Raw genomic sequence first — 12,333 nt, forward strand, 5'->3', positions numbered from 1 at the left:
ACATGCTCGGGCGTATCCTGACCGTCGCCGCTCTGGAACTGCGCATCGGCATGCGCAATCGCTGGATCGTGCTTGCCACCTTCATTCTGGCGGGGTTCTCTCTCGCGCTGGCTCTCTTGGGCTCGGCCCCGGCCGGTCCGCTCGGGATCGACCGGATGACGGTGACGGTGGCCTCGCTGGCCAGCCTCTCCGTCTATCTGGTGCCGCTGATCGCCCTGCTTCTCGCCTTCGACGCGGTGGCTGGCGAAATTGATCGGGGCACGCTGCTCCTTCTCCTGTCCTCGCCCCTGTCGCGGGCGGAGTTCCTGCTTGGCAAGTGCGTCGGTCACTTCTGTGTGCTCTCCCTGTCCCTTGGCATCGGTTACGGTCTCACAGCGGCCCTGCTCTGGAGCAGTGGGGAAGGGGAAATGGCGGGTTTGCTGGACTTTGCCCGGCTGATCGGCACGTCCACCCTGCTCGGCCTGGCTTTTCTCGCCATCGGCTATGTGCTGAGCGCCTCCGTGCGTCAGGCGAGCACGGCGGCCGCGCTGGCCATCGTGGCCTGGCTCGCCCTTGTGGTGCTCTACGATCTGGCTCTGCTCGGCCTTCTGGTCAGCGGTGCCGTAGACAGCCTCTCGCCCAGTGTCTTCCCGGTCGCGCTTCTGCTCAATCCGGCCGACGCGTTCCGGCTCTTCAATCTTGCGGCTCTCGGCGCCAGCGACCTGGTCGGCGGCATGGCCGGGGTGGCCGACAGCCTGCCGTTTGCGCCGGAACTGGCGCTTGCGTCCATCCTGTCCGTAGCCGCAGCAACCCTCTGCCTTGCCGTCCTTATGGTCCGGAGGATCGTCCCATGATCACCAGATCTCTTGCGGCCCTGGCCGCATCTGTCCTTCTTCCGCTTCTTTCCGCGTGTCAGGAAGAGGCCGTCGTCGCGCGTCCCGCGCCGGTGACCCTGACCGTCGAGGCGGCCGGCCATTATTGCCAGATGGGTGTCCTCGAGCATGACGGGCCGAAGGCGCAGATCCATCTCGCCGGAAATCCCGCGCCGCTCTGGTTCACGCAGGTGCGCGACGCGGTCGCCTTCACCCGGCTTCCGGAAGAGCCCCGGGACTATATCGCGATCTATGTGAATGACATGGCGGTGGCGAAGAACTGGGCAGAGCCCGGTCCGGATAACTGGATCCTCGCGGACGACGCCTGGTTCGTCATCGAAAGCCGTCAGCTGGGCGGCATGGGCGCGCCCGAGGCCATTCCCTTCGGCACCCGGGAGGCGGCAGACGCCCTTGTTCGTGACCGGGGCGGGCGCGTGGTCCGGCTCACAGAGATCCCGGACGCTTACGTTCTGGCGCCGGTCGTCGATGTGACCGGTCCGCAAGGGACTTCCGGTGCTGTCGCCGTGCCGCCCCCGGCAGTCTCCTCTCAGGAAAGACGGTCGGCGGGCCTGCCTGGACGCCTTCACGCGCCTGCACACGAAATGGAGAATCTCTGATGGTCGACATGAGACCAAGCCGCCGCCGGTTTCTTCGCATCGCGGCCTGTGCCCTGGCAGGCAGCGCGTTGACATCGGCTGGGTGGGCCGGGATCCCAGAGCCCGCGGCCCCCATCTGGCGTTGGAAGGGAATTGCGCTCGGCGCCCCTGCTGAGCTGCACCTGCGCGGCGGCGACGGCGTGGCAGCGCAGCGGATCTTCCGCAAGGTCGAGAGGGAGCTGGACCGGCTGGAGGATATCTTCAGCCTCTATCGACCGGAGAGTGCGCTGGTGCGGCTCAACCGGACCGGCGACCTGCCGGCTCCTCCACTCGAGCTGCTCAACCTGCTGTCCCTCTGCGACAGGCTCTACCGGCAGAGCGACGGGCTCTTCGATCCGACGGTCCAGCCTCTGTGGACCGCCTATGCGGAGGCAGCCTCAACCGGGACGACCCTTGATAAGGAGCGCCTTGAACAACTGCGTACCCTGATCGGCTTCGACCGGGTCTCTTTTGAGCCGTCGCGCATTCGGTTCGCGCGCCCTCGCATGGGCCTGACCCTGAACGGAATCGCCCAAGGCTATGTCACCGACCGGGTGACCGATCTCCTTCGGCGCGAGGGCCTGTCGGACATTGTCGTGGACATGGGAGAGATCCGGGCCAGCGGCTCGGCAATGGACGGCGCGTTGCACGCCGGTGATGAAGGATGGCCGGTGCGTCTGTCTCCCGATCATGACCGCTCAGAGGGTGAAACCATCCGTCTCGTTGATCTCGCCGTCGCCAGTTCGAGCGTGGCCGGCGATCTTTCGGGCGGGCCGCTGGGTGCCGGCCATGTGCTGGATCCGCGCACCGGCCGCCCTGCGACAGCGTCTCGGCTGCGGGCCGTCAGCGTCATCGCCCCGTCAGCAGCCCTTGCCGATGGCCTCTCCACCGCGGCGCTCGTGATGCCTCCCGCCCATCTTCTGAAGGTCCTTGCGGAAAACCCCGGCACCAGGGCAAGGGTGATCGACAGCGCCGGTCATGCGCACTGGCTGAAGCAGGGTTGACCCGCCCCGATTGCAACGACAGTGGAGACAACAGATTGGAGCGCCATGGCCCCGGCAGGGGGAGGTTTGCATCCCGGATCCCGATCGGAGATCAAGGCTCTGGGCAACACAGGACAGCTTTGCAAACCCTGCTCAACCCGGTGAGGTGACGGTTGTGACTGCGGCGGTCGTCAGCAGGATCGCGAGGATGAGGGCCGCTTCGAGGCGTACGGAGACCCTCAGTTTTGCGCGCGCCGACCGGTTTCCGGCAAGGATGGCAGGCGTCAGGCGAATCTTGTTGACTGCGGCGAGAGCAAGCACACCCGCAAAGAGCATGAGCTTCACCAGGAGCAGCTGTCCGTAGGGGCTCAGGAAGAACCGCAGGTCGGAGCCGCCGAAGATCCACAGGACCGCGCCACCGGCACACGCGAGACCGCCGACGGCCCAGAGCGCCTTACGCCCGAATTCCTCCGCGACCGGGCCGAGCCGGTCGGCGTGCGCCTCCCGGTTGAGGCGAAGCAAGGGTGCGAATGCCCCAAGCCAGAAGGCCAGACAAAGCATATGCAGCGTGACAAGCAGACCGAGCAGAAGTCTCGGCTCGTTCATCGCGTGGCCGCGCAGGGAGAAGGACGCGCAGGCAATGAAGGCCCCGAGGCAGGCGACCGGCCATGTCCAGCGGTGCGGGAGAAGCGCTGGCAGGATCAGGCCAAGACCCGCCAGTCGCACTGCGACGCTCGTTCCCAGCGGGCTCTCGGCAACCATTGCCAGCATCATGGGATCGAAGGTCCCCTCGAGGGCGCCCCCCATCAGGAAACTTGCCCGCAAGGGGATGCGCAGGGTCGTTGCGATGGCGGCAACGAACGCCAGGCCACCGGCAAGGCGCGCCAGATGACGGCGGTCATCTTCGCTCAGGGACGAGAGCATGCAGGCGATCAGGATGCTTCCCGCGCTGATCAGCGTCGTTGCGTAGGCCAGAGCCTTCACGATGATGGACAACACGGTCAGGCCATCGGAAGCAACCAGGTGCAGCATCGCCGGGGCTCATCAGTTGGCAATAGTGAAGGAAAAGCGGCCGCTCATGGCGTGACCGTCTGAAGAGAGGCCGCGCCATTCCACCGTGTAGGCGCCGGCTGGCATGGCTGGGGGCACCGCCTCGAAGCGCGTCACCGGCTCCATGTTGTCGGACCGGGTCACGGGAAATTCCGTGTCGTTCCCATCGGTGAGGCGAAGCATGGTGATGCGCATCGGGGCATTGAACCCGATGGCGATCAGGTGCGGTGTGGCGGTCACCGTTGCCCCATCAGCCGGCGTCGTGGACTCCTTGCTCGAATGGGCCTGCGCGGTTGTCGCAGGGACGATTGCAAGCGGAGACGCGATGGTGACGGCGAGGGCGATGGCGCGCGTCAGGTTGGCGGGGCGCAGGGGCCGGACGGTCGTCATGGTCAAACCTTTCTTCTCAGGCCGATGGCCTGTCTGGTTGGGGGAAGTGAGAGGGAGGACCGCCGCCGTGGCATCAGCCGGGGCGGCGGTCCCGGCGGTGTCAGTTCGGCATGATGGCGCCGATCGCGTACATGCCGTCATCGCCTTTCATCAGCATGATCGTGACACTGTCGCCTTCCTTCACGTCTCCCATCATCCGGGCATCCGCCAGAAGCGGCATGTCCATCGTCATGGCCGGCCAGCCGATCTCCGGAATCGGATCATGGCTCACGTTGACGGTGCCGTCACCGATCGAATTGATCACCGCCTTGGCATGAACGGCGCCTTCCATCTGCTTCGGCTCCATGTGCATGGAGGAATGATCCATCCCGTGGGAGGATTGGGCAAGCGCGGCCGGCAGAGCCGCAAAACTCAGGATCGCTGCAAGGGCAAGGGTTTTCATGGGTAGTCCTCTCACTTGTTGAGTTGGGTCAAGGTTCACTCGGCCGGCATGGCCAGTCCCGCGGCGGGGACACCCGCCTTCAGCTCCCGGTTGACCCGGGGCAGGGCAAGGCGCTTCCAGATCACGAAGATCGCTGGAATGACGAAGAGGGTGAGTAACGTGGCCGTGGCCATGCCGCCCACCATGGGGGCTGCGATCCGCTGCATGATCTCCGAGCCGGTTCCCTCGCCATACATGATGGGGATCAGCCCGGCGAAGATCGTCGCCACGGTCATGACCTTGGGCCGCACGCGAAGCAGGGCCCCCTCGAAGACGACGTCCTCGACATCCTGAAGGGTGACTTCGCGGGCCTCGCTCACGGCCAGTTTCTTTCGCTTCTCCCAGGCGAGATTCAGGTAGAGAAGCATCACGATGGCGGTTTCCACGGCCACCCCGGCGAGGGCGATGAAGCCGACGATGACCGCCACCGACATGTCGAATTCGAGGTACCAGAGGAACCAGACCCCTCCTGCGAGGGCCACGGGTAGGGCGGCCAGGATGATGCCGACCTCGATGACCCGGTTGAAGGTCATGAAGAGCATCAGGGTGATGATCAGCAGCGTGGCCGGAGCCACCAGCTTCAGCCGTTCCTGCATCCGTTCGATATACTCATACTGACCGGACCAGGAGACCGAGTAGCCGGGGGGCAGGTCGATCTCCTGCGCCACCACCTGCCGGGCTTCATCCACGTAGCCGCCCAGGTCGCGCCCGGCGATGTCGATGAAGACGAAGCCGGTGCGGCGGGCATTTTCCGAGCGGATCATGCCCGGACCGTCCACCACCTTCACGTCGGCCAGCGCGCCCAGCGGAATGTGGGCACCGGAGGGCGTCACCACCGGCAGGTCGCGCAGACGCTCCGGGCTGTTCCGCCAGTCCTGCGGATAGCGCAGGTTGATCGGGAACCGTTCCAGCCCCTCGACGGATTCGGAAACCTGCATGCCTCCGATAGCGGTCTGCACCACGTCCTGGATGTCGCGCACGCTCATCATGTAGCGGGCCGCCGCATCCCGGTTCACGTCGATCTCGATGAACCGCCCGCCGACAGGCCGTTCCGCATAGGCCGAGGCGGTCCCGTCGATATTGGCAACGGCGGCCTCGATTTGGACGCCAATCCGCTCGATGACGCGGAGGTCCGCGCCGGTAATCTTGACCCCGACGGGGGTCTTGATGCCGGTCGCCAGCATGTCGATCCGGTTCTTGATCGGCTGGATCCAGACGTTCGTCACGCCAGGGATCTGGACTGCCTTGTCGAGCGCGTTCCGAATGCCTTCCATGGTCATGCCGGGGCGCCATTCTGACTGTGGTTTCAGCTGGATGGTCGTCTCGATCATGGTGAGTGGAGCGGGATCGGTTGCCGTGTCCGCGCGGCCCAGTTTGCCGTGTACGGTCAGAACCTCGGGCACCGTGGCGATCAGCCGGTCGGACTGTTGCAGCACCTCCCGTGCCTTGCCGATGGAGACGCCAGGATAGAGCGAGGGCATGTACAGGAAGTCGCCTTCGTTGAGCTCCGGCATGAATTCTGTGCCGATGCGCTGGAGTGGCCACCACATGGAAGCCACCAGCACGGCCGCAAGCAGGGTCGTTGCCCAGGGCCAGGCAATGGCCGCGTCCAGAAACGGGCGATAGAGCCAGATGACCAGCCGGTTCAGCGGGTTCTTGTTCTCCGGCAGGATCCGCCCGCGCACGAAGTATCCCATCAGCACGGGAACAAGCGTGATCGACAGGATGGCGGCCGCTGCCATCGCATAGGTCTTGGTAAAGGCCAGCGGCTTGAACAGCCGCCCTTCCTGGCTCTCCAGCACGAAGACCGGCATGAAGCTGACGGTGATGATGGCGAGCGAGAAAAACAGCGCTGGCCCCACTTCAGAGGCGCATTCCGCGACAATCCGCCAACGGTTCTCGTTCGTCAGTTTCTCGTGTTCCAGACGCCGGTGCATGGCCTCTATCATCACGATCGCCGCATCGACCATCGCGCCGATGGCAATGGCAATGCCGCCGAGCGACATGATGTTGGCATTCACGCCCTGAAGCTTCATGACGATGAAGGCGCAGGCGATGCCAAGGGGAAGCGACAGGAGGATGACCAGGGATGAGCGCAGGTGCAGCAGGAAGGCCGCACACACCAGAACGACGACGATGAACTCCTCAGTCAGCTTCTTCTGAAGGTTGTCGATGGCCCGCTCGATGACGCCAGAGCGGTCATAGGTGGTGACAAGCTCAATTCCTTCGGGAAGGCTGCTGCGCAATTCCTCGATGCGGGCCTCGACGGCCTTGATTGTGGCGAGCGCATTGCCTCCCCAACGCAGGATCACGACACCGCCAACGGCATCTCCCTCGCCATTGAAATCGCCGACACCGCGCCGCATCTCGGGCCCGAGCCGAATGTCGGCGATGTCGCCCAGGGTGATCGCAGCCCCTCGCTCGTTCATCATCAAGGGGGCCTTGGCGAGGTCCGCAAGCTCATCGACATAACCCGTCGAGCGGACCATGAATTCCGCTTCGCCCATCTCTATCACGCTGCCACCGGTTTCCCGGTTTGCTGACTGGATGGCATTGCGGATCTGGGCCAGCGTGATCTCATAGGCGCGCAGCTTGTTCGGGTCGACGACGACCTGATACTGCTTGACCATGCCGCCGATGGTGGCAACTTCGGACACCCCCTCGACCGTTTGCAGCTCGTACTTCAGGAACCAGTCCTGAAGTGCCCGCAACTGTGCGAGATCGTGATTGCCGCTGCGGTCAATCAGGGAATACTGGTAGATCCAGCCGACGCCTGTCGCGTCCGGCCCAAGTTGCGGGGAGACGCCTTCAGGCAGGTTTGCCGTGATCTGGCCGAGGTATTCCAGAACGCGTGTTCGCGCCCAGTAGAGGTCCGTGCCGTCTTCAAAGACGATATAGACATAGCTGTCGCCGAAGAAGGAAAAGCCACGCACATCGCTGGCACCGGGCACCGCCAGCATGGCGCTGGCGAGCGGGAAGGTGATCTGGTCCTCGACCACCTGCGGCGCCTGACCCGGATAGGGGGTGCGCACGATGACCTGAACGTCGGAGAGATCCGGGATGGCATCGACCGGCGTGTCCCGCACCGCCCAGACACCGGCGACCGCCATCATCGCGGCAAGCGCCAGCATGATGACCCGGTTGGCGATGGAGGCCCGAATGATGGCAGCGATCATCACATGGCTCCCTCGGACCGGACCCCGACGAGGGTCATGGAGAAGTCCGGATTGCGCCGCAGTTGCAGCGTCATCTCACGGTTGAGCGGCAGGTCGGAGACCGAAATCGACGGATCGATGGCGAAATCCATCGTCATGCCGGGCATGCCGATATCGGTCATCGGGCCGTGAGTGATGTTGGCCTGTCGCGTCGCGTCGTCGATGGCGTTGATCGTGCCACGCACTTCCATTGGAGGGGTGACCGGCTCGACCTTTGCGAGAACCATCGTCAGGCCGTCCGGGCGTTCGAAGGTCAGCCTGGCGTCTTTGCCCAGCGGCAAGGTTGTCGGGTCGAGACCGTCGACCAGATCAAACGCCATCGTCATACGCGGCATGCCGATCTCTGCAATCGCTCTGTGGGTGATCGTCGCCTTGCGGCTTGCGGCGTCAATGGCATCGACCTTGCCGGACACCACGATTGGCGCAGCGGCCGCAGGTTGTTCCGTCTCCATCGCCGATTTCGAGGGTTCAGTTCCGCCGGCCTTGCGAACGGCTACGATGGTGAACATGCCGTCCTCGGCCTTTGAAAGATCGAATTCCACCGGCACATCCAGTGGCACGGATGCGGTGTCCACGCCGGCGACCTCGAGATCCATCTTCATGGCGGGCCATCCGAGGTCCGCGATGGGGCCGTGGTCCATGGAGAGCTTTCCATCTGGCGTGATACCGAGAACCAGACCCTGACCCGTCGCTGCGATACCATCATCGCTGCCCAGCTCGATCAGACCCAGCACTCCGTCAGCCCCGCGCACGGCTCGGAAGGCAACCTTCTGCCCCTCGGAGAGCCTGTCGAGAGCCACGTCAGCCTTGATGGGGAAGCAGGAGGTCATGGCCGGCCAGTCGAGGCTTGCCAGCGCCTCATGTCGGATCGTTGCCATGCGGTTTGTCCGATCCAGGGCGATCAGCTCGCCAGTTCCCCTGGCAGGCGCTTCGTCGGTCGGCGCCATCCGCATCAGCCCGGCGCTCAACGCACTTTCACTGTCGATGAGGAACTGAGCCGAGGCGACAACCTCTTCGCCAACGGCTAGGCCCTGGATGACTTCCGTGCGACCGCCTTCACCGAAATTGTCACGCAGACCCGTGGTGATCAGGCGCGGCTTAAACGTGCCGGTGCCTGTCTTGATGATCACGCGTTCGGCCGAGCCTGTGCGAATGATCGCTTCTGACGGGACGGTGATGGCCGTCCGTGTCTCGTTGGGCACAAGGGTAACCGTACCGAACATGTTCGGTCGCAGCTTTTCATCCGTGTTGGGGAAGCGCAGGCGAACGGGAAGGGTGCGGGTCTTTGCGTCCAGTTCGGGATAGATATAGTCGATCTTGCCGGTAAAGCTCTGACCCGGCAGATGTTCAAAGCGGGCGATTGCACTCATGTCCTCGGTCAGCCGTGCGATATCGCGCTCGAACACGTCGACAATCAGCCAGACTTCTTCAATGTCGGTGATCGACATCGCCTGGGTGCCCGGCTGAAGGAACATGCCGTCGGCCGCATTGAGGGCAATCACCACGCCGTCGCGCGGGGCGACGATCTGGATGCTGCGGGCAGGTTGACCGCTCCGTTCGATCTCGGCGATCTGCGCTTCCGACGCCCCGTGGCTGCGCAGCTTGTTGCGCGCGGATTCCAGGGTCAGTCCGTTGGCATTCTGCAAGGAGCGGACGAAGTCGAAGCTGGCCACGCTGAACTCGGGAGAGAACAGCTCGAACAGCACCTGGCCCTTCTTGACCTCATCGCCGACCGCTCGAACATTCAGGGTCTCGATCCAGCCGTCGACGCGGGTGTGCACATGGCTTGTCAGGTGCTCGTCATATCCGACGAAGCCGACAGTTTCGATCTTGCGGGAAACCTCGCTCACCTGCGCCAGGGCCGTGCGAACGCCAATGGCATTGATTTCGGCGGCGGAAAGCGTGACTTCCGCCGGATCGCCAGAGGGTTCCTGTCCGGCATAGACCGGGATCAGATCCATGCCCATCGGCGACTTGCCGGGGCCGGGTCTGCGGAAATTCGGGTCCATCGGGGCGACCCAATAGAGAATTTCGGCTTCTCCGGAAGCAGATTGGTCGGAAGGATTCAGGTACAGGCGCTCAAGAAACACCCCGCCTGCCACGCCACTGGCAAGAGCGAGAATGCTGAGCGCGGCGTAGCGTCCACGCATGATAACCTCTGAGTTGCCGTCGGCGGCGGGCCGACGGTCAGATCAACACCAAATGCTCGCGGCGAAGGGCGAGCAGACGTTGTCAGAGGTAGCGGGGAGGACGTTTGGGAAGGCCGATATCGGCAACGCGGAGCGTTTTCGGCTGAGATTGCAGATAGCTCAGGGTCTGGAGAACGGGCGCAAGAACAATCACGTCCGTGGTCAGTGTGTAGCCGGTGCAAAGTGCACCGCCGCAGCAGGTGTCGGGCCCGGCCTGATCGTGACTTTGTGTTTCATCCCCCGCAGAGTGGGATGCATGGCCAGCCATCTCGTCGCATGGCATGTCTGCCATGGTGGAGCCCATCTCGGCGGCTTGTGCCATTTGATGCTGCATCGGAGCACGCGCGACAAAAACCAGCGCAAACGCGAGGAGAAGCGTTGCTGCAAGCCTGTAAAACTGTCGCGTATGCATGACCATGCGTCCTCAAATAGCTGAGCACCCAAAAAATACAATAGGTCGATGATCACGTTTGGCTCTGCAACCGGTTGCACAGGCGTGCTGAAAGGCGCGGTCAGAGCAGGGAGCGGCTCCGATAGCTATTTGGATTTTTTGATATTTCCACTTGGTCCGTCTGATCTCTCCCGGCCCGGGAACATTCTCTCCGCCGGTCATGCACGAGGTTGCCGGGACGCTCTATCCTTCGTTGATTTGCAAGGCCATGCAAAAAAGGCGGCGAGACAGGATCTCGCCGCCGTGTTCGTGGTCGTCAGTTGGCCATGGATGGCAGCCAGAGGGTGATCGCCGGGAACAGGATCAGGATCAGCAGCGTCACCACGTCCATCACGATGAACCACCAGACCCCCTTGAAGATCTCCGGCAGGGAGACGGCGTTGTTCAACGCGCCGTTGATCATGTAGACGTTGAGACCGATCGGCGGGGTGACCAGCCCGATTTCCAGAAGCTTCACGATGATGATGCCGAACCAGATCGCATCGATGCCCGTGGCCTGAACCAGCGGCACCAGGATCGGGAGCGTCAGGAGGAGCAGGCCGATGGAGTCGATCAGCATTCCCAGCACGAGATAGATGATGGCGACCGCCAGCAGGATCCACCAGGTCTGGTCTGACACCGACAGGATCGCGTTCGAGAAGGCCATGGGCAAACCCGAGAGGGCGAGGAACCGGGTGAAGAACAACGAGCCGATCAGGATGATGAAGATCGAGCCGGTCGAAATCACGGCCTGGGTCACGGCCTCGATGATGGCGGCGCGGGTCAGCTTGCCGCGCACGGCACCGATCACGCCGGCAAAGAAGGCGCCGAGTGCCCCGGCTTCCGTGGGCGAGAAGGCACCGGAGAAGATGCCGCCCAGCACCAGAAGGATCAGCGTGGGAAGGGGCCAGACATCGCGCAGGGCGGCGCGGCGCTCCTCCTCGCTGGGTGGGGGCGGGGTTTCGCCGGCCAGAGAGGGGTTCAGCTTCACCCGGGTGATGATCATGGCCATGTAGATCAGGGCCGACAGGATTCCGGGAATGAAGCCCGCCATGAAGAGCTGGCCGACAGAGACCTGGGCATAGACGCCGTACAGGATCAGAAGGACCGACGGAGGGATCAGTGAACCGAGCGTGCCGGAGGCTGCGATGGTGCCGGTTGCAAGACCCCGATCATACCCCTGCTTCAGCATTTCGGGCACCGCCATGCGCGACATGGCGGAGGCGGTTGCAACGGAAGAGCCGGAGGCGGCCGCGAAAAAGGCACAGGCACCGACCGAAGTGATCGCAAGACCTCCCGGCAGGCGCGCGAGATAGAGGCGCAGGGACAGGAAGAGCCCGCGTGTCATGTCGGTCGCGGAGCACAGGAAGCCCATCAGCAGAAACATCGGCGCGGCCGACAGTTCCCACTGCCCGACATAATCGAAGGGCGTGGCCGAAATCATGCCCCAGGCGACATTCATGTTGAACATCTGCGCGATGCCAACAATGGAGACAAGGCCGAGGGACAGGCCGATCGGCACGCGCACCGCGATCAGGACCAGCGCAACGATGGTTCCGATGATCCCGATATCGAGATTGCTCATAGGGTGGATCCTCTCTCGGCGATCACAGCGCGCGTCGCTCTGCCAGGGATTTCAGGAGATTGGACAGAACGGCCAACCAGACAGCGCCGAAGCCCACAGGCAGGGCCCAGCGGGCCGGCCAGATGTAGAAGGTGAAGTTGCTCATGGCCTCTTCGGCGCGTCCCGTTGAGCTGATCGCGTCACGGGTCGATTGCCAGAACAGGAGGCCGAAGAAGATCAGTCCGAGAAGGCAGGCGAAAACATAGAGCGCGAGCTGAATGGCCTTCGGCATCATCTGGGCGAAGAGATCGACGCGGATATGCTCGCCACGCAGCTCCACGAAGCCGAGGCAAAGGAAGACGATGATGACCATGTAATAGAACGACACGATCTCCAGCGTGCCGATCAACTGACCGCCGAAGAAGAAGCGGACCACCACATCCACCGTGATATGGGCCATCATCAGGACCCCGAAGAGGCAGGCAAATGCCATGACGGCATTGTTGATCCAGCGGATTAGGGCGTGCATCGCGGCACCTCCTTTG

General features: G+C 63.5%; 11 protein-coding genes. 3 read left to right on the forward strand and 8 right to left on the reverse strand.

Annotated features, from left to right (window positions below; genetic code table 11):
* Positions 1-2: 2 nt before the first annotated feature.
* From FR728_RS15280 to FR728_RS15290, 3 genes are all read left to right on the forward strand, one after another.
* On the forward strand, positions 3-833 hold the full coding sequence (locus FR728_RS15280) for an ABC transporter permease (RefSeq protein ID WP_149893594.1): 831 nt from the start codon (positions 3-5) through the stop codon (positions 831-833).
* Entirely contained in the window at positions 830-1,468 is a 639-nt protein-coding gene (locus FR728_RS15285; RefSeq protein ID WP_149893595.1) for a nitrous oxide reductase accessory protein NosL, read from the forward strand. Before FR728_RS15280 ends, FR728_RS15285 begins: the two co-directional genes overlap by 4 nt.
* Positions 1,469-1,647: 179 nt before the next feature.
* Positions 1,648-2,490, forward strand: coding sequence for an FAD:protein FMN transferase (locus FR728_RS15290; RefSeq protein ID WP_188318926.1), 843 nt, complete (start codon positions 1,648-1,650; stop codon positions 2,488-2,490).
* 132 nt (positions 2,491-2,622) lie between these two features.
* Here FR728_RS15290 and FR728_RS15295 read toward each other — a convergent pair whose 3' ends face one another.
* The 8 genes from FR728_RS15295 to FR728_RS15330 all read right to left on the reverse strand — a co-directional run bounded on the left by FR728_RS15295 (position 2,623) and on the right by FR728_RS15330 (position 12,317).
* Positions 2,623-3,501 carry a copper resistance D family protein gene (locus FR728_RS15295; protein WP_149893597.1) on the reverse strand — a complete coding sequence of 293 codons (879 nt, stop codon included), beginning with the start codon at positions 3,499-3,501 and terminating at the stop codon, positions 2,623-2,625.
* A gap of 12 nt (positions 3,502-3,513) precedes the next feature.
* Positions 3,514-3,909 (reverse strand): copper resistance CopC family protein, encoded by a 396-nt coding sequence (locus FR728_RS15300; RefSeq protein ID WP_149893598.1) that lies wholly within the window; start codon positions 3,907-3,909, stop codon positions 3,514-3,516.
* A gap of 100 nt (positions 3,910-4,009) precedes the next feature.
* Positions 4,010-4,351: a copper-binding protein gene (locus tag FR728_RS15305; protein WP_149893599.1), complete on the reverse strand. Its 342-nt coding sequence runs from the start codon at positions 4,349-4,351 to the stop codon at positions 4,010-4,012.
* 35 nt (positions 4,352-4,386) lie between these two features.
* Positions 4,387-7,566 (reverse strand): efflux RND transporter permease subunit, encoded by a 3,180-nt coding sequence (locus tag FR728_RS15310; RefSeq protein ID WP_149893600.1) that lies wholly within the window; start codon positions 7,564-7,566, stop codon positions 4,387-4,389.
* Complete coding sequence (locus FR728_RS15315) at positions 7,566-9,755, reverse strand: efflux RND transporter periplasmic adaptor subunit (protein WP_149893601.1); 2,190 nt, start codon at positions 9,753-9,755, stop codon at positions 7,566-7,568. Before FR728_RS15315 ends, FR728_RS15310 begins: the two co-directional genes overlap by 1 nt.
* 82 nt (positions 9,756-9,837) lie before the next feature.
* Positions 9,838-10,206 carry a hypothetical protein gene (locus FR728_RS15320; RefSeq protein ID WP_149893602.1) on the reverse strand — a complete coding sequence of 123 codons (369 nt, stop codon included), beginning with the start codon at positions 10,204-10,206 and terminating at the stop codon, positions 9,838-9,840.
* Between the two features lie 295 nt (positions 10,207-10,501).
* Positions 10,502-11,809 carry a TRAP transporter large permease gene (locus tag FR728_RS15325; RefSeq protein WP_149893603.1) on the reverse strand — a complete coding sequence of 436 codons (1,308 nt, stop codon included), beginning with the start codon at positions 11,807-11,809 and terminating at the stop codon, positions 10,502-10,504.
* Positions 11,810-11,831: 22 nt separating this feature from the next.
* Positions 11,832-12,317, reverse strand: coding sequence for a TRAP transporter small permease subunit (locus tag FR728_RS15330; RefSeq protein WP_149893604.1), 486 nt, complete (start codon positions 12,315-12,317; stop codon positions 11,832-11,834).
* Positions 12,318-12,333 lie beyond the last annotated feature (16 nt).

Source organism: Roseibium aestuarii, assembly GCF_008477545.1.
GTDB lineage: Bacteria > Pseudomonadota > Alphaproteobacteria > Rhizobiales > Stappiaceae > Roseibium > Roseibium aestuarii.